Origin of the sequence: Actinomycetospora sp. NBRC 106375 (assembly GCF_030269665.1) — a bacterium.
Taxonomy (GTDB): domain Bacteria; phylum Actinomycetota; class Actinomycetes; order Mycobacteriales; family Pseudonocardiaceae; genus Actinomycetospora.
This window is the reverse complement of record NZ_BSTS01000003.1, coordinates 87,760-104,241: the sequence shown is the minus strand read 5'-3', so window position 1 is coordinate 104,241 and position 16,482 is coordinate 87,760. Positions and strand designations below refer to the sequence as shown.

Annotated in this window: 20 protein-coding genes; 7 read left to right on the top strand and 13 right to left on the bottom strand. The window is 74.5% G+C overall.

The genetic code is table 11. From position 1 onward, the window contains the following. Nucleotides 1-52 precede the first annotated feature (52 nt). Nucleotides 53-694 carry a TetR/AcrR family transcriptional regulator C-terminal domain-containing protein gene (locus tag QSK03_RS06245; RefSeq protein WP_285649466.1) on the top strand — a complete coding sequence of 214 codons (642 nt, stop codon included), beginning with the start codon at nucleotides 53-55 and terminating at the stop codon, nucleotides 692-694. A gap of 3 nt (nucleotides 695-697) precedes the next feature. Here QSK03_RS06245 and QSK03_RS06240 read toward each other — a convergent pair whose 3' ends face one another. Together QSK03_RS06240 and QSK03_RS06235 are read right to left on the bottom strand one after the other, a co-directional pair. Continuing rightward, on the bottom strand, nucleotides 698-973 hold the full coding sequence (locus QSK03_RS06240; protein WP_285649464.1) for a hypothetical protein: 276 nt from the start codon (nucleotides 971-973) through the stop codon (nucleotides 698-700). An 85-nt stretch (nucleotides 974-1,058) separates the two neighbouring features. Then, complete coding sequence (locus QSK03_RS06235) at nucleotides 1,059-1,715, bottom strand: TetR/AcrR family transcriptional regulator (protein ID WP_285649462.1); 657 nt, start codon at nucleotides 1,713-1,715, stop codon at nucleotides 1,059-1,061. Nucleotides 1,716-1,827: 112 nt separating this feature from the next. Between QSK03_RS06235 and QSK03_RS06230 the strand changes: the two genes are divergently transcribed. The 4 genes from QSK03_RS06230 (at nucleotide 1,828) to QSK03_RS06215 (ending at nucleotide 4,124) form a co-directional block, all read left to right on the top strand. Then, complete coding sequence (locus QSK03_RS06230) at nucleotides 1,828-2,277, top strand: nitroreductase/quinone reductase family protein (RefSeq protein ID WP_502872140.1); 450 nt, start codon at nucleotides 1,828-1,830, stop codon at nucleotides 2,275-2,277. Between the two features lie 187 nt (nucleotides 2,278-2,464). Further along, entirely contained in the window at nucleotides 2,465-2,629 is a 165-nt protein-coding gene (locus QSK03_RS06225; RefSeq protein WP_285649460.1) for a hypothetical protein, read from the top strand. Next, on the top strand, nucleotides 2,626-2,838 hold the full coding sequence (locus tag QSK03_RS06220) for a hypothetical protein (RefSeq protein WP_285649458.1): 213 nt from the start codon (nucleotides 2,626-2,628) through the stop codon (nucleotides 2,836-2,838). The genes QSK03_RS06225 and QSK03_RS06220 overlap by 4 nt, the downstream gene beginning before the upstream one ends. A gap of 62 nt (nucleotides 2,839-2,900) precedes the next feature. Further along, nucleotides 2,901-4,124 carry a saccharopine dehydrogenase family protein gene (locus QSK03_RS06215; protein WP_285649456.1) on the top strand — a complete coding sequence of 408 codons (1,224 nt, stop codon included), beginning with the start codon at nucleotides 2,901-2,903 and terminating at the stop codon, nucleotides 4,122-4,124. Between the two features lie 3 nt (nucleotides 4,125-4,127). Here QSK03_RS06215 and QSK03_RS06210 read toward each other — a convergent pair whose 3' ends face one another. Continuing rightward, nucleotides 4,128-4,556 (bottom strand): hypothetical protein, encoded by a 429-nt coding sequence (locus QSK03_RS06210; RefSeq protein WP_285649453.1) that lies wholly within the window; start codon nucleotides 4,554-4,556, stop codon nucleotides 4,128-4,130. Nucleotides 4,557-4,658: 102 nt separating this feature from the next. On the opposite strand from QSK03_RS06210, the gene QSK03_RS06205 reads away from it, so the two are divergent. Next, entirely contained in the window at nucleotides 4,659-5,144 is a 486-nt protein-coding gene (locus QSK03_RS06205) for a MarR family winged helix-turn-helix transcriptional regulator (RefSeq protein ID WP_285649451.1), read from the top strand. Here QSK03_RS06205 and QSK03_RS06200 read toward each other — a convergent pair. From QSK03_RS06200 to QSK03_RS06160, 9 genes are all read right to left on the bottom strand, one after another. Further along, on the bottom strand, nucleotides 5,141-6,661 hold the full coding sequence (locus tag QSK03_RS06200; RefSeq protein ID WP_285649449.1) for a cobyric acid synthase: 1,521 nt from the start codon (nucleotides 6,659-6,661) through the stop codon (nucleotides 5,141-5,143). The two genes, QSK03_RS06205 and QSK03_RS06200, sit on opposite strands and share 4 nt — an antisense overlap. Continuing rightward, nucleotides 6,658-7,233, bottom strand: a complete 576-nt coding sequence (locus tag QSK03_RS06195; protein WP_285649447.1) for a pyridoxamine 5'-phosphate oxidase family protein — start codon at nucleotides 7,231-7,233, stop codon at nucleotides 6,658-6,660. Before QSK03_RS06195 ends, QSK03_RS06200 begins: the two co-directional genes overlap by 4 nt. 43 nt (nucleotides 7,234-7,276) lie before the next feature. Next, a complete protein-coding gene (locus QSK03_RS06190; protein ID WP_285649445.1) occupies nucleotides 7,277-7,798 on the bottom strand; it encodes a hypothetical protein in 522 nt (173 codons plus the stop codon). Between the two features lie 43 nt (nucleotides 7,799-7,841). Further along, nucleotides 7,842-8,852 carry a dihydrofolate reductase family protein gene (locus QSK03_RS06185; protein WP_285649443.1) on the bottom strand — a complete coding sequence of 337 codons (1,011 nt, stop codon included), beginning with the start codon at nucleotides 8,850-8,852 and terminating at the stop codon, nucleotides 7,842-7,844. 93 nt (nucleotides 8,853-8,945) lie between these two features. Then, entirely contained in the window at nucleotides 8,946-9,803 is an 858-nt protein-coding gene (gene map / locus QSK03_RS06180; RefSeq protein ID WP_285649441.1) for a type I methionyl aminopeptidase, read from the bottom strand. Between the two features lie 92 nt (nucleotides 9,804-9,895). Continuing rightward, nucleotides 9,896-10,603 (bottom strand): GIY-YIG nuclease family protein, encoded by a 708-nt coding sequence (locus tag QSK03_RS06175; RefSeq protein WP_285649439.1) that lies wholly within the window; start codon nucleotides 10,601-10,603, stop codon nucleotides 9,896-9,898. Between the two features lie 86 nt (nucleotides 10,604-10,689). Further along, nucleotides 10,690-11,058 carry a DUF3054 domain-containing protein gene (locus QSK03_RS06170; RefSeq protein ID WP_285649437.1) on the bottom strand — a complete coding sequence of 123 codons (369 nt, stop codon included), beginning with the start codon at nucleotides 11,056-11,058 and terminating at the stop codon, nucleotides 10,690-10,692. Continuing rightward, nucleotides 11,058-11,891, bottom strand: coding sequence for a GNAT family N-acetyltransferase (locus QSK03_RS06165; RefSeq protein WP_285649435.1), 834 nt, complete (start codon nucleotides 11,889-11,891; stop codon nucleotides 11,058-11,060). The genes QSK03_RS06170 and QSK03_RS06165 overlap by 1 nt, the downstream gene beginning before the upstream one ends. A 79-nt stretch (nucleotides 11,892-11,970) precedes the next feature. Further along, entirely contained in the window at nucleotides 11,971-13,974 is a 2,004-nt protein-coding gene (locus QSK03_RS06160) for an alpha/beta hydrolase family protein (RefSeq protein WP_285649433.1), read from the bottom strand. 661 nt (nucleotides 13,975-14,635) lie between these two features. On the opposite strand from QSK03_RS06160, the gene QSK03_RS06155 reads away from it, so the two are divergent. Next, nucleotides 14,636-15,079 (top strand): hypothetical protein, encoded by a 444-nt coding sequence (locus QSK03_RS06155; RefSeq protein ID WP_285649431.1) that lies wholly within the window; start codon nucleotides 14,636-14,638, stop codon nucleotides 15,077-15,079. Between the two features lie 173 nt (nucleotides 15,080-15,252). Here QSK03_RS06155 and ispG read toward each other — a convergent pair whose 3' ends face one another. Then, the gene (gene ispG, locus QSK03_RS06150) at nucleotides 15,253-16,416 is read right to left on the bottom strand and encodes a flavodoxin-dependent (E)-4-hydroxy-3-methylbut-2-enyl-diphosphate synthase (RefSeq protein WP_285649430.1); all 1,164 of its coding nucleotides are present in this window, start codon (nucleotides 16,414-16,416) and stop codon (nucleotides 15,253-15,255) included. Nucleotides 16,417-16,482: the final 66 nt, after the last annotated feature.

Sequence of the window (16,482 nt, the reverse complement as noted above, 5' to 3'; positions counted from 1 at the left end):
GTGTTAGAGACGCTACTCTGACGCTGTTAGAGACGGCAAGGAGGTTTCCGCGGTGGCGCGCCAGACCCTCACCCGCGACGACGTCGTCGACGCCGCGGTGGACCTGCTCGCCGAGGTCGGCCTCGAGGGGCTCTCGCTGCGCCGGCTCGCCCGCGAGCTCGGGGTGAGCGCGCCGACGCTGTACTGGCACGTCGCCGACAAACGGACCCTGCTCGACCACGTCGCCGAGCGCCTGCTCGCCGACCAGTGGCAAGTCACGCCGCTCGCGCCGGGCGAGGACTGGGCGGACTGGCTGCGCGAGCGCGCCGTCCGGCAGTTCCGGGCCCTGGTCGCGCACCGCGACGCCGCCCTGGTGGTCGCGGGCAACCGTCCGACCGAGGCCTCGTTGCCGGTGGTGGAGCTGACACTCGGCACCCTCGTCCGGGCGGGCTTCTCCCCCGCCGACGCGTTCGCGACCGTCCAGGCCGTCGGCAACCTCGTCATCGGCTCGGCGATCGAGTACCACGCCGAGCGCGACCGCGAGACCGGCGCGCCGGCGCGTCCCCCGGGCTCCTACCCGCACCTCGAGGCGCTCGCGCCCGTGCTCGCGGCGCGCACCGGCACGGCCGCCGACCACGAGGCCCCGTTCCGGCACGGTCTCGACCTCATGATCGCGGGGCTGCGCGCCGGGGCCGCGGCGCGCGCGGGCGGCTGACCGTCAGTCGGAGCGGCCCCGCTGCTCGGTGCCCGGGATGGACGGGTTGTCCGACTGCGCCTGCTCGGCGTCGGCGGACTCCTCGGCGGCGCGCTCACGCGCCTCGGCACCGGGCAGGGAGTCCTCGTCGCCCTTGGCGTGGCGCCCGCGGCTCTCGGTGCTCGCGATCGAGGTCACGCTGTCGGCATCGGCGGCTTCCTCGGCCTCGCGCTCGCGCCGGATCGCCTCGGGGATCGGCGGCGGGCGTTCCTCGTCACCGGACCGGTCGTGCTCGGCCATCGCATCCCCTCTCGACGTCCCTGCCGATGTCAGGCGAAGCACACCGTCCGGCGCCGGGACGACGGCGTCAAGCGTCCGGACGGCGTCACCTGCCCGCGGGGAGCCCCACGGACGTCGCGGCGGCGTCGGCGACCGCGTCGAAGTAGGCGTCTCGGTCGGTCACGACGTTCTCGTACTGGCCGAAGAGCTCGAAGCCCACCGTGCCGAAGAGCTGCGTCCACGCGACGACCGCGGGCACGACCACCGGGCGGGCGAGCTCGGGCAGGACGTCGTCCCGGACCACCGAGGGCCAGCCGCCGACCGCACCGGGGTCGCCGTGGGCGACGACGATGCCCGCGAGGACGACGCCGACGCGCCCGGCGGCCGGGATCGTCTCGGTCGGGGCGGCGTAGCCGGGGACGGGCGTGCCGTAGATCAGGCCGTACTCGGCCGGGTGCTCGTGCGCCCAGGCGCGCACGGCCCGCCACACCGCCCGCCACTGCGCCCGGGGACCGGCGCCGTCGTCGCGCGCGCCTTCGGCGGCCTCCCCGATCGCGTCGTAGGCCTCGACGATCAGGCGCGTGAGGAGCTCGTCGCGGCTGGCCACGTAGCGGTAGACCGCCGACGACACCATCCCGACCTCGCGCGCCACCGAGCGCAGCGAGAGCGCCGCGGCGCCCTCCCGCGCGAGCTGGCGGCGCGCCTCGTCGAGGATCGCGCGGCTCGTCTCGGCACGTGCCCGCGCGCGGGCTCCGGGGGGCATGACCAGCATCCTGCCACGGATCGAGAGCAGTGCTCTTGACGAGGAGCCACTTTTCGAGAACACTGCTCTTCATCGAGAGCAGCGCTCTCAGAAGACGTCCCGAGGAGACACCGTGAACACCAGCCACTACCAGGCCCCCGGCCGCATCACCCGCCGCGTGATGAACCCCCTCGTGGCCGGACTGACACGCCTCGGCGTCCCGCTGGCGGGCTCCGCCGTGCTCGGGGTCCGCGGGCGCACCAGCGGCGAGGTGCGCACCACGCCGGTCAACCCGCTGACGTACGAGGGCCGCCGCTACCTCGTCGCCGCGCGCGGCCACACCCAGTGGGTGCGCAACCTGCGCGTCGCCGGCGAGGCCGAGCTGCACGTCGGGCGCCGCACCGAGACCGTGCGCGCCGTCGAGCTGGCCGACGCTGACAAGGTGCCGGTGCTGCGTGCGTACCTGCGCGCCTGGGCGTGGGAGGTCGGCGCGTTCTTCTCCGGCGTCGGCGCCGACGCGAGCGACGCCGAGCTCGCGGCGATCGCCGACCGCCACCCGGTCTTCGCGATCACACCGCGATGAGCGAGCACGGCCCGCTGAGCGGGCGCACCGGGTAACGTGGACCACGTACCGGCCCGGAGCGGAGCTCCGGACGTCGCCTGTGGGATGAGCGAAGGGAAGCGCGCTCCTCGGCGCGGCCCGTGCCGGTCAACCACCGTCACGCCCGGCCTGCCACGGGCCGCCGCGACGGCCTCCTCGGGGAGACCCCGTGTCCGACAAGTCGCCGCGCCAGACCGCGAGCAAGAAGTCCGGCAAGTCCATCAAGGAGAAGCGGGCCATCAAGAAGGCCAGGAAGGACGCCGGCGACGACGGCGCCTTCGCCGCGGCCACCCGCAACGCCCGCAGCCCGCGCAGCCAGGGGGGCGCGCCGTGAAGGCCCGCCCCAAGGCCGACCCGGTGGCGAACCGCGTGACGGGAGCCCACGAGTCCGCGCTCGCCGCCCACGAGCAGGACCAGCTCAGCGCGGCCCGCGTCGTCGCCTCCCGGGCGACCGGGGTCGAGGACTGTGCCGAGCTGCTGGGCATGCTCGGCCTCGCCCGCGCCGTCGGGCTCCCGGTGACCGAAGCCCCGATCCGGCACTGAGCCCTCGGTGAGCGGCGGCGGCGCGCCCTGCTGCACCTGGGGTGCGCCGCTATCGTTCCGCCATGTCCGGTGATCGTGAGCACGAGCTGGTCCTGTTCGGCGCGACGAGCTTCGTCGGGGAGCTGACCGCCGCCTACCTGGCCCGCCACGCCCCGGCTGGCACGCGGATCGCGCTGGCCGGGCGCTCCCGGCAGCGCCTCGAGGCCGCACGCGACCGGCTGCCCGCCCCGGGCGGAGACTGGCCGCTGGTCGTCGCCGACACCTCCGACACCGAGGCGCTGGCCCGGATGGCGGCCGCCACCGATGTCGTCGCCACGACCGTCGGCCCCTACGCGAAGTACGGGATGCCGGTGGTCGAGGCCTGCGCCACCGCGGGCACCCACTACGCCGACCTCACCGGCGAGGTCCAGTTCGCCCGCGAGGCGATCGACCGCTTCGACGAGGTCGCGCGCAGCACCGGCGCCCGGATCGTCCACTCCTGCGGCTACGACTCGATCCCCTCCGACCTCGCGGTCCTCCTGCTGCACAGCCGCGTCCAGGCCGACGGCGAGGGCGAGCTCACCGACGTCACCGCCGTCGCCCGCATCCGCGGCGGCGTCTCCGGCGGCACCGTGGACTCGATGCGCGGGCTCGCCGACGCGGCGAAGGCCGACCGCTCGGTGTTCAGGCTGCTGCGCGACCCCTTCGGCCTGAGCCCCGAGCGCGACGCCGAGCCCGAGACCCGCCAGCCCAGCGACACCCCCACGCCGCACCGGCTGCACGGCCGCTGGGTGGCCCCGTTCGTCATGGCCTCGTACAACACCCGCATCGTGCGGCGCTCGAACGCCATCGCCGGCTACTCGTACGGCAAGGGCCTGCGCTACGGCGAGGTCATGGGCGTCGGCAAGGGACCCGTCGGCGCCGTCGCCGCCGGCGCGGTGACCGCGGGGCTCGGCGGGCTGCTCGCGGGACTCTCGACGCCGGGCGTGCGCCAGGTGCTCGACCGGGTCCTGCCGAAGCCGGGCACCGGCCCGAGCGAGAAGACGCAGGAGACCGGCTGGTTCCGCCACGACGTCGACGCGACCACCACCACCGGCGCCCGCTACACCGCCCGCGTCTCCGGCTCGGGCGACCCGGGCTACGCCGCGACCGCGGTGATGCTCGGCGAGAGCGCGCTGTGCCTCGCCCTCGACGGCGACCGGCTGCCGAACCGCACCGGCTCGCTGACCCCGGCCACGGCGATGGGCCCGGCGCTGGTCGAGCGCCTGCGCACGGCGGGGCACGTCTACGACGTCGCGCCCGCCTGACCCTCACCGCACGGGGAGCACGCGCGGCAGGACCGCGACACAGGCCGCCGCGACGACGGCGTGCATCAGGGCGAGCCCGACGACGTTGAGCACGCCCGCGCCACCGGCGAGCACGACGGCGTCGGGGATCCACGAGACCACGAGCGCGACGGGGACCAGCACCCGCAGCAGCGCCGCCGGCCGCGCGGCGAGGCGACGGACCGCGACCCACCCGGCCGTGCCGATCAGCACGCCGACGATGCTCATGCTGATCCAGGCCATGGCGGGCTCGAGCCCGACGGCCGGTCCGGTGAGCAGCGCGGACAGCGCCAGCGCGAGCAGCGCGTTGACGACGACCGCGCCGAGGGCGGCGACGGCGATCCCGCCGACGAGGCGCGGTGTCGGGGCGGCGGCGGGGACGGCGCCCGCCGGCGGGGTGGCGATGGAGGTCATGGCGGAGCCTTCCCGGGCCTTGGGTTGCGTGTTCAACCCAACGACTTTGACTCTCCTCCGGGTTGCGTGTTCACGTCAAGTATTTGGTGGCACGATGGGCGGGTGACCGACGCCGCCGACACCCGCTGGCTCGACGACGACGAGCGCGCGGCCTGGGTGCTGCTGTGCAAGGTGCTGCTCGTGCTGCCCGGCGCGTTGGAGAGCCAGCTGGTGCGCGACGCCGACCTGACCCTGTTCGGCTACATGATCCTGGCGCGGCTGTCGGTGAGCCCCGAGGAGACGCTGCCGATCTCCGCGCTCGCCGAGATGGCGAACGGCTCGCTCTCGCGCACGTCCCACGCGGTCACCCGGCTCGAGCAGCGCGGCTGGATCCGGCGCACCGTGTGCCCGGGCACCGGGCGGCGCTACACCGTCGCCACCCTCACCGAGGAGGGCCGGGCGACGCTCACCGCGGCGGCGCCGGGACACGTCGAGACGGTGCGGCGTCTCGTCGTCGACCCGCTGGGCCCCGAGCGGACGGTCGCTCTCGGCGCCGCCTGCGCGACGATCGCCGAGACCCTCGGGCTCCCGACCGAGCCGTTGGCCTAGCCCGCCCGGACGACCCGCAGACCGGGCGGGGCTCCCCCGCTGATCAGCTGCTCGAGGGCGGCGGTGTCGAGGTGGTCGGCGACGAGGTCGCCGAGCAGGTCGAGCTGGGCGGCTCGCACGACCGCGTAGGACGTGTCCGGCGCCGGGGCGAAGTCCCGCCCGGCCGCGGCGGCGACGCGGGCGAGCAGACGGCGGCGCAGGGCGTCGTTCTCGAGCAGCCCGTGGGCGTGGGTGCCGAGCACGTGGCCGGCGTCGACGCCCTCGGGAGCGCCGTCGGCGAGCGTCACCAGCGGGGCGGCGGCGCCGGACCGCAGCTCCCGCCCGTGGTGGATCTCGTAGAACGTGACCGGCTCGCCGAGCGCGACGCCCGCCGGGGTGCCGAGGTGCTTGGCGACGTCGAAGGTGACCTCGAGGTCGAGGAGGCCCAGCCCGTCGACGGTGCCGGGCGTGGTCTCGACGCCGTGCGGGTCGTGGATGCGCCGGCCCAGCATCTGGTAGCCGCCGCAGACGCCGAGGACGGGCTTGCCCTCGCGGGCGTGCGCCGCCACCGCGTCGGCGAGGCCGGTGGAGCGCAGCCAGGCGAGGTCCGCGACGGTCGTCTTCGAGCCGGGCATGACCACGAGGTCGGCGTCGGCCAGGCGCGAGGGCTCGGTGACCCAGCGCACGGCCACCCCGGGCTCGGAGCTCAGGGCGTCGACGTCGGTGCCGTTGGACACCCGCGGCAGGCGCACGACCGCGACCCGCAGCCAGTCCCGGCCGGCGGGTGGCGCGGGCCGTCCGACGACGCCGTCGGCGACGTGGCCGAGCGAGTCCTCGGCGTCGATCCACAGCTCCGGGCTCCACGGCAGCACGCCGAGCGTCGGGCGCCCGGTGAGGTCCCGCAACTGGTCGAGGCCGGGGGCGAGCAGCGCCGGGTCGCCGCGGAACTTGTTGACCACCCAGCCCGCGACCAGCGCCTGGTCGGCGGGCTCGAGCACCGCGAGCGTGCCGAACAGGTGCGCCAGCACGCCGCCGCGGTCGATGTCGCCGACCACGATCACCGGCAGGTCGGCGGCGCGCGCGAGGCCCATGTTGGCGATGTCGGTGGCGCGCAGGTTGATCTCGGCCGGGGACCCGGCGCCCTCGCAGATCACGACGTCGTGGTCGCGGCGCAGGTCGGCGAGGGTCGCGGTGACGACCTCGAGCAGCGCGGCCTTGCGCTCCCGGTAGCTCGCCGCCGACACCGTCCCGTCGACGACCCCGCGCACGACGACCTGCGCGCTGCGGTCGCTGCCCGGCTTGAGCAGGACCGGGTTGAACCGGACGCTGGGCGCGAGCCCGCAGGCCGCGGCCTGCAGCGCCTGCGCGCGCCCGATCTCCCCGCCGTCGGCGCACACCACGCTGTTGTTCGACATGTTCTGCGCCTTGAACGGCGCCACGTCGACGCCGCGGCGGTGCAGCCACCGGCAGAGGCCGGCGACGAGGACGCTCTTGCCCGCGTCGGACGTCGTCCCGGCGACGAGCAGAGAACCCCTCACCAGTCGGGGAGTCCGGCGAGACCGGGCAGGCCGTCGAGGGAGTACTCGTTCTTCTCGCCGCGGTAGTTCCGCAGCCACTCCGGGCTGCGACGCTCGGCCCAGGAGTCGAGCAGCTCGCGGTCGCTGTCCAGGGTCATGCGCGGCACGGCGTACCCGCAGGCGTCGGCGACGCGGGAGACGTCGACGGTGACGACGCCGCGCGCTTCGGTGCGTCGCGACGCGAGACCCATCGCGAACGGCTCCAGCGCCGCGTCGAACCCGGGCTCCCCGTGGGTGACGACGCGGCCGTGCCCGTGCAGGCGCACGACGTTCGGCGTGCCGTCGAAGGAGCAGAACATGACGCAGATGCGCCCGTTCTCGCGCAGGTGGGCCGTGGTCTCGATGCCGCTGGCGGTCATGTCGACGTAGGCGAACGTGTGGTCGTCGAGTACCCCGAACGTCCCCCGCAGCCCCTTGGGCGAGACATTGACCAGCCCGTCGCCGGCCAGTGGGGCGGTGCCGACGAAGAACACCGGCTGCTCGCCGATCCACCGGGCCAGGCGCGGCTCGATGCGCTCGTAGACCTTCGCCATGCCCGGCAATCTCGCACGCCGCGCCGCGGGGTGCACGGGTGATTCAGGTGACCCCGAGCTCGAGGTCCAGCAGGACGCCCCGGTCGCGGGTGCGGACGTCGAGGGCCGTCGTCCCCCGCTCGTGCTCACCGGGCGACCCGTCGTCGACGACCTTCGGGACCGCGGAGAGGTCGCGGGCCGTCAGGGCGACGACCCGCTCGCCCGCCGCGTCCTCCCGGACCGTCTCGGTGAGCAGGCGGACCCGGTGGATGCGGCCCGTCGTGGGGTGGCCGTCGAGCGGGTCGACGACGAGGTCGCCGCGCAGCCGCACGGGCCCCTCGACGCGGCGCGGGGCGTCCCACACGGCACGGAAGCCGTCGCCGGTGAGGTCGGTGGGCCCGTCGGGGCCGGGGCGAGGTGCGGCGTGGGCGTCGACCACGTCGGACCAGCCCGCGGGCCGGGCGACGTCCGGGGCGTCGTGCTCGACGAAGCGCAGGCGCCACGTCCGGATCTGCCGGATGGACGCGAGCGGGCAGGCGCGGGCACGGATCACCGCGGCGGGCAGCAGGATCGGCAGCGAGCGCACGGCCCCCACGATGACCGACCGCGCGGTGATCGTCCTGTCGGGCTCAGCGATGCCGGTTGGGCCGGCGGGCGAGGGCCTCGAACGCCGGGCACTCGACGACCTCGACGCCGGCCCCCGCCAGCCGCGCCGCGCCCGACGGCGTCCCGACGAACAACGGCGGCTCCCGCCACGCCATGACCACCCGGCCGATGCCCGCGTCGAGGATGTGCTGGGCGCAGGTGACCGGGCGCGAGGCGCGCTGCCCGCAGGGCTCCAGCGACGTGTAGATCGTGGCGCCGGGCAGGCGCGGGTCGTGGCGGTCGACGTCCCGCAGCGCGACCTCCTCGGCGTGGTCGAGGACGTCGTCGCGGCGGCTGTGGCCCGTCGCCAGCACGGTGCCGTCGGCGGCGACGACGACGCAGCCCACCGAGAACGCCGACGCCGACGGCGGGCAGCGCTCCGCGAGCGTGCACGCCTCGGCGAGCCAGCGGGCGTCGGTGTCGCCGAAGCGGTAGCGCAGCAGCACGTCCTGCCCAACGGGGCGGGTCTCGACGAGGTGCGCCACGGTCGGTGCCCCGGTGAAGCGTGGGCCGTCGCCGACGAGCCGAGGGGCCACCACCAGCTGGAGCTCGTCGACGGCACCGGCGGCGAGGAACTCCCGGTGCACGTCGGCGCCGCCCTCGACCATGAGCCGCAGGACGCCGTGGGCGGCGAGCTCGTCGAGCACGTGGTGCGGGTCGCCGGCGAGCACGACGGTGTCAGCGAGATCGCGGCCCTCGGTGAGGACGCGGGCCCCGGGGTCGACGGGTGACGCGGAGAGCACCACCCGCAGGGGCGAGGGCCCGAGGCCCCGGTCGACGCGATCGGCGCGCCGGTCGGGCGAGCGGACGAGCAGGCGCGGGTCGTCGGCGCGCACCGTGCCGGCGCCGACGAGGATCGCGTCGACCCCGGCCCGCTCGGCGTCGACACGGTCGAGGTCGGCGGGACCCGAGAGCACGAGCCGCTGCGGGGAGGCGTCGTCGAGGAAACCATCGATCGACACCGCCGCCGAGGCGAGCACGTGCGGCCGCGTCATGGGCGCGTCATCGGCGTGTCGTCGTCGCGAGCATGTGGCGATCCTGGCGTGTGACGCCAGGAAAGCCGCATCGCTCGCACCGCCGGGCGCGTCTCACGGGAGCGTGAGGATCTCGCTGCCGGTGTCGGTGACGAGGATCGTGTGCTCGAACTGGGCGGTGTGCGACTTGTCCTTGGTCGTCACCGTCCACCCGTCGTCCCAGACGTCGTAGTCGATCGCGCCGCGGGTGATCATCGGCTCGATCGTGAACGTCATCCCGGGCTCGAGCATCTCCTGGCGCGCGGGGTCGTCGTAGTGCACGACGACGAGCCCGGAGTGGAACGCGCGCCCGATCCCGTGCCCGGTGAAGTCGCGGACGACGCCGTAGCCGAAGCGGTTGGCGTAGGACTCGATGACGCGGCCGACGACGTTGAGCTCACGGCCGGGCTTCACCGCCCGGATCGCCCGCATGGTCGCCTCGTGGGTGCGCTCGACGAGCAGGCGGTCCTCCTCGTCGACGTCACCGGCGAGGAACGTGGCGTTGGTGTCGCCGTGGACACCGCCGATGAAGGCGGTGACGTCGATGTTCACGATGTCGCCGTCCTCGATCACGGTCGAGTCCGGGATGCCGTGGCAGATGACCTCGTTCAGCGAGACGCAGCACGACTTCGGGAAGCCGCGGTACTCCAGCGTCGAGGGGTAGGCACCCTGGTCGACGAGGAACTCGTGCACCGCGCGGTCGACCTCGTCGGTGGTGACGCCGGGCTTCACCGCGTCGCCGCCGACCTGCAGCGCCCGCGCGCCGACCTTCCCGGCCACTCGCATCGCTTCGATGATCTCGGGCGGCTGCACCCACGGGTCGGTGCTGCGGGTGGGCGCCGGCTTGCCGACGTACTCGGGGCGGGGGATCTGGGCAGGGACCGGGCGCAGCGGCGTCTGCTGCCCCGGCCGCAGCGGAGCGCGGACCGGCATGCAGCCCAGCGTAGGCGCCCCTGCCGAGCCGGGGCGGGTCCGGGAGGCGATCACATCACAGACCCCGGGGCGGTATCAGCTGCGTCGAGTCCTCAGCCTGCGACCGACCGATAGATCTCCTCGATCTCCTCCGGAGTGGTCAGGAACCATTCGCTACCGACGACGCCGTCGAGTCCTCTGCCCCGGAGCATCAACGCGCCGTACACCACACGCTCGAGCAGCGCCGCGTTCTCGTGCCTGATCACGAGTGGAATGCGAGGAACCTCGGGGAGCGCAGTCCGGTGAGTCTCCATTCGCTTGTCGAGCTGCCCGGTGGTCATCCCGATCTTGATAGGCCAACGATTCTCACTCTTCGCCTCCGCAGCCACTCGGTAGGTGTCGAGATAGAACGAGTAGACGAGATGAGAGCCGACTCCGAGCTCCTTCTCCACGACGACAGTCAGCGAGCCCGGATCGCCGCAGTCCGCCTGCGGTGCGTCGCTTCCGTCACCGCCGGGCAGCTCCATGTCCCGATCATCGGCACCCGTCTCGTGCTGGTCACGCGTCAGCACCCAGATGCCGTGAACGCCGCTCGGCCTGACGATGTCTTGCTTCGTCAGATCCGAGAGCGCTTTCTTCACCGCTGAGGTCAGATTGACGGAGAGGCGTCGGCCACTCACGGCGCGCCACTCGGTCTCCGCGGCATTGATGAAATCGCCACGCTTGCTCGGGCCATGGGACTCGAGATACTGGACGATGAACTGACCGAGATGCCGGGGCGTCGGTTCGGCACCCAATGTTGCGAGGTCACGGAAGTCCATGCCGGGATCGTGCCACCACCCACCGACATCGGGGGACACGACGCCGAGGCCGCGGAGGGTTCCCCGTCCGGGCCGCGTCCTACGGATCAGGCCCGGCGTGAACGCACGACGCGTGCGATCGCCCGCCACCCGAGGAGCAGCACCCCGAGCGAGACGGTCGCCACGATCGCGAAGGACACCGGCAGCCGGCCGGTGAACGCCGCGCGCAGGGGCAGGCCGACGACGACCGCACCCGCCCAGACCACGAGGCCCGAGCCCCAGGCGAGCGGGTCGCGCCACGTGCGCCCCGCCAGCGTCCCGACCGCGGCGCCGGCGACGAAGGGCGCGGCGGTGAGCAGGGTGCCGGCGAGGTCCTCGGCGTGGCTGGCCCGGCCGAGCGCGGCGAAGGCGACGACCGCGACGGCGTCGAGGACGATCCAGCCCGCCCGCCGGGTGGGCGGTGCCGTGGTGGTCACTAGAACAGCACCGTCGCGAACGCCCCGACCTGCTCGAACCCGATGCGCTCGTAGGCGCGGCGGGCCGGGGTGTTGAACGCGTTGACGTAGAGGCTCGCGACGCGCCGGGCCCGCACGAGGTGCGCGACGACCGCGGCGGTGCCGGACTGGCCGAGGCCCCGGCCGCGCCACTCGGGGTGCACCCACACGCCCTGGATCTGGCCGACCCGCGAGGAGAGCGCGCCGATCTCGGCCTTGAACACGACCTCGCCCTGCTCGAAGCGCACGAACGCGCGCCCGGCGCCGATCAGCTCGGCGACGCGGGCCCGGTAGCCGGCGCCGCCGTCGCCGAGGCGCGGGTCGACGCCGACCTCCTCGAGGAACATCGCGATCGCCGCCGGCAGGTAGCGCTCGAGCTCGTCGGGCCGGGTCTGGCGCACCGCCGGGTCCGGGGTGACCAGCGGCGCACCTGCCGTGGCCATCAGCGGCTGGTCGGGACGGACCTCCCGCGCGGTGTCCCAGTGCTCCCGCAGCTCCTCCCACAGCGGGAGCACGAGCTCGCGCCGACCGACCAGCGACGAGCACGCGCGGCGCTGGCGGCGGGCCCGCTCGGCGAACTGGCGCACCTCCGCCCGGTCGCCGCGCAGGGGCACGAGATTGGCCCCGGAGAAGCACAGACCGTCGAGACGTCCGCCCACGCCCCACAGCTCACCGCCGAGGCGCCAGGGCTCGACCCCGACCGTCTCGACCCGCGACGCGACCATGCACGTGGCGACGGGGTCGGCGTCGAGGGCGCTCCGCACCTTGGACCGGTCCCGGTCGTCGAGCAGCCGCGCACCGGCGGTACGGAGCACTCCATCAGCCTGCCACGTCCGGGGCCGGAACACCCAGTCCGGTCGCCCGCCCGCCGACCCGTGTCCCCCCTCCCGCGCGTCACACGAGCGCGGGCCGTTCGTAGGCCTGACCGAGGACGTGGTGATCGAGGAAGGCCCAGACCGTGCGGTACCAGAGCTTCGCGTCACCGGGGGCGAGCACCCAGTGGTTCTCGTCGGGGAAGTAGAGGAACTGGGACGTCACTCCGCAGCGCTGCAGGTCGTACCAGAGCCGCAGGCCCTCGGAGATCGGGACGCGGTAGTCCTTGTCGCCGTGGATCACCAGCATCGGTGTGCGGATGGCGCGCACGTGGCGGTGCGGCGAGTGGGCGTCGTAGCGCTCGCGGTCGTCGAGCGGGTCGCCCCACTCGCGCCGCCAGTGGAACGACGCGTCCGTGGTGCCGACGAAGCCGTCGAGGTGCCAGATGCTGGCGTGGGTCACGATCGCGGCGAAGCGGTCGGTGTGCCCGGCGACCCAGTTGGCCATGTAGCCGCCGAACGAGCCGCCCATCGCCGCGACCTTCGTCGCGTCGATGTCGTCGCGGGCGGTCGTCGCGTCGGTGACCGTCATGAGGTCGGTGTAGGGCAGCTCCCCCCACGCCCCGGTGGCCGGGTCGAGGAACTCCTGCCCGTAGCCCGTGGACAGCCGCGGGTCGGGCAGCAGGACCGCCCAACCGCGGGCGGCCATGAGCCACGGGTTCCAGCGCCACGACCAGGCGTTCCAGCTGGACAGGGGCCCGCCGTGGATCCAGAGCACGAGCGGTGCGGGTGACGACGCCGACGCCCCGCCGGGCAGGACGAGCCAGGCGCGCAGCGGCGTGCCGTCGGCGGCGGTGGCGTGCACCTCGGTCAGCGCGCCCGGCAGCGGGTCGATCTCGGTGACGCCCCGCAGCGGGGCCGGCTCCTGGTCGGGCGCCTCGGGGTCGAGACGCACCGGCGTCGGCGGCGCGTCCACCGCGGCCCGCAGCGCGTAGAGCGCCGTGCCGTCGGCCGCGGCCACGACGTCGGTGTAGGTCCCGCTGCGGGTCAGGCGGGTCACGGTGCCGTCGGTGATCGACACCCGCAGCACCGGCCCGTGCCCGGCCTCGTCGACGACGACGTGGACGGCGTCGCCGGTGGGCGCGGCGGTGATCCCGCGGACCTGGCGGGCGCCCTCGGGCAGCACGTCGACCTCGTGGCCGTCGTCCAGCGACCGCGCCCGCAGCGTGTGCGCCATGCCCCGCCCGGGCCGCGGGTGGCGCTCGCGGACCCACAGCAGCCAGCGCCCGTCCGGTGTGATCACCGGGGACTCGTGGTCGGCGCCCGGTTCGTCACCGACCGCCGTCGTCCCGTCGGGGCCGTGGAGCGTGAGCCGGCGCCGCCAGGAGGCCGGGTCGTCGGGGTCGGGGACGTCGGCGACGACGGCGACCGTGCGCCCGTCGGGGCTGATCGCGCTGCCCCCGAACCGCTCGCCGGCGTGGGGCGCGACGTGCTCGGGCTCGCCGTAGGTCGCGTCCGGGTCGTCGGGGTCGGGCGGGGCGCACCGCTGCAGGTGGGCGCGGCCCGGGCCCAGGTCGTGGTCCCAGAAGCGGACCGGGAACTCGGTGTGCAGCCGCGCCGACACCCCCGCCGACTCGCGGGCCTCCTTCTGCTCGGCCGCGTCGCCCTCGACCGGCTTCGGGGTGACGAGCGCCAGCGTGCCCGCGTCGCGCGCGACCGCGAACCCGCTGACCCCGCCGGGCCGCTCGGCGACCGGGCGCGCCTCGCCCCCGCCGGCGGGCAGGAGCCACAGGGCCGCCGTGTCCTCGGCGGGCTTCTCGGCCGTGGTGTCGGGGCGCCGCGAGGTGAACAGGAGGTCGCCGGCGGGGGTGAAGGCCGCGGACGACTCCCCCGCCGACGAGCGAGTCAGCCGCCGCGGCGCCTGCTTGCCACCGGGGTCGATCTCCCACAGCGAGGTGCCGGAGGACTTGCCGTCCGCGGAGAGCTCCGAGACAGTCGTGACGAGGCGCGTCCCTTCCGGGGACAGCGCGAGCCCGGCGCAACGGCGGGCGGCGACGAAGGCGTCGAGGTCGTCGAACGTGCTCACGCCCCCATCCGACCACGACGTCCGACCGTCCCGCACGCGCGTCGCTTGGCACCGTGCGGAACCCGGTGACCGCGGGAGCCGACGCCGGCGCAGCGCGCCACGACGGGAGCGTGCACGGGTGCCTGACCCCGGAGGAACCCACCCGCACACGACTCGACGCCGGCGGCCGTCACCTCGAACGACCAGCCAGGGAGCTCGACTCCTGCAGGGAGGACGAAGCATGTCCGCGCGGCGGACCGCGCGCCGCGACGCCCCTCCTCGGCCCCGCGTCGTTCGGGCGGTCCCGGCTAGCATCCGTCCGCCACCGCTCGCGGACTCCCGGGATCGGATCGGTGGTCTCATCCCTCGGGCGGACCGACCTCCGGGAGGCGCACCCGCGGCGGGACACACAGCTGACCGCGCGCGGCCGACGACGGCAGGCGATCGTGGAAGCGAGCGCGAGGCCGTCGGCGAGCGCCACCGGACCCGAGCCGCGGCCGGGGCCAGAACCGGGGCCAGAACCGGGGCCAGAACCGGGGCCAGAACCGGGGCCAGAACCGGGGAGCCGGACGCCGCAGACCGGACCGGCCCGCCGCTCGGGCCCCGCGTCCGCGGGCTCGGGCGGTCTGGCGTCGAGCGGGTCGACGCCGGCCGTACCGGCGGGATCGACCGCTTCGGCCTCGTGCGCGTCGCCGTCGACCCCCAACTCGTCGGCCGGGACCACGTCCGCAGGGACCCCATCAGCAGGGACCATGCCAGCCGAGACGCACGCGGCGAGGAATCCGGCGACGGCCGGGGCGAGGTCGACGCCGCGACGGGCGCGGGCGAGGTCGACGAGCCGGCGTTCCAGCGCGACCACGAGGTCGGCGCCGTACCCGTCGCGGACGAGCTGCTGAACGCCCCCCTCGAGGGCGAACAGCTGGTCGGCGTCGAGCGAGCCCTCGAGCACGGCGTCGGCGGCGAGGGGCAGGCGACGGACGAGCGTGTCGGCGATCGCCCGCCGCAGCACGAGCGGCGGCAGGTCGCCGCCCTCGTCCCACCCGCTCTTCTCCACGACCCCGACGCTAGGACCACCCCCCGACAGCGCCCGGGGTCCTCAGCCCATGATCACGTCACGGCTCGATGACGATTCGTCCATCGTGCACCGGCCCGAGCATCACACGCGACGCGTGCGAGCCGGACCGCCCGGACCTGTCGATCATGACGCGCGCACACCCGACGTGAGTGATCGAAGTACCGATACGGACGCTGAGTGTCATCGAGGGGAGCACGCCGATAGGGGCACTTCGCTGACAAACCTCAGCCGACGGTCACCGTCGGGGCGCCGCCCGCCTGGCCGCCGGCGAGCTCGTCGTCGCCGGAGTCCTCGGCGAGGCGCAGGGCCTCCTCGATGAGGGTCTCCACGATCTGCGCCTCGGGCACGGTCTTGATGACCTCACCCTTGACGAAGATCTGGCCCTTGCCGTTGCCGGAGGCGACGCCGAGGTCGGCGTCGCGCGCCTCGCCCGGGCCGTTGACGACGCAGCCCATGACGGCCACGCGCAGCGGGACCTCCATGCCCTCGAGCCCGGCAGTCACCTCGTCGGCGAGCTTGTAGACGTCGACCTGGGCCCGCCCGCAGGACGGGCAGGACACGATCTCGAGCTTGCGCGGGCGCAGGTTCAGCGACTCGAGGATCGAGAGCCCGACGCGGACCTCCTCGATCGGCGGCGCCGAGAGCGACACGCGGATGGTGTCGCCGATGCCGCGGCTCAGGAGGGCCCCGAAGGCGGTCGCCGACTTGATCGTGCCCTGGAACGTCGGCCCGGCCTCGGTGACGCCGAGGTGCAGCGGGTAGTCGCACTGCTCCGCGAGCTGCTCGTAGGCGCGCACCATCGTCACCGGGTCGTGGTGCTTCACCGAGATCTTGATGTCGTGGAAGTCGTGCTCGGCGAAGAGCGAGGCCTCCCAGAGCGCCGACTCGACCAGCGCCTCCGGCGTGGCCTTGCCGTGCTTGGCCATGATCCCCGGCTCCAGCGAGCCCGCGTTGACGCCGATGCGGATCGGGGTCCCCGCGTCCTTCGCGGCCCGGGCGATCTCGCCGACCTTGTCGTCGAACTTCTTGATGTTGCCGGGGTTGACGCGGACCGCGGCGCACCCGGCGTCGATCGCGGCGAACACGTACTTCGGCTGGAAGTGGATGTCGGCGATCACGGGGATGCCGGACTTCTTCGCGATCGCCGGCAGCGCCTCGGCGTCGTCGGCCGACGGGACGGCGACGCGAACGATGTCGCAGCCGGCCGCGGTGAGCTCCGCGATCTGCTGGAGCGTCGAGTTGATGTCCGCGGTCAGCGTGGTGGTCATCGACTGCACGGACACGGGGTGGTCGCTGCCGACTCCGACACCGCCCACGTCGAGCTGGCGGGTCCGGCGGCGCGGCGCGAGCACGGCGGGTGCTTCGGGCAGGCCGAGATCGATGGTCATCTCTCTCCCGTACTGGAGGACCTGACGTTCTCCAGTGTCCTACAGCGTCGCGACGCTCGCCGGTGG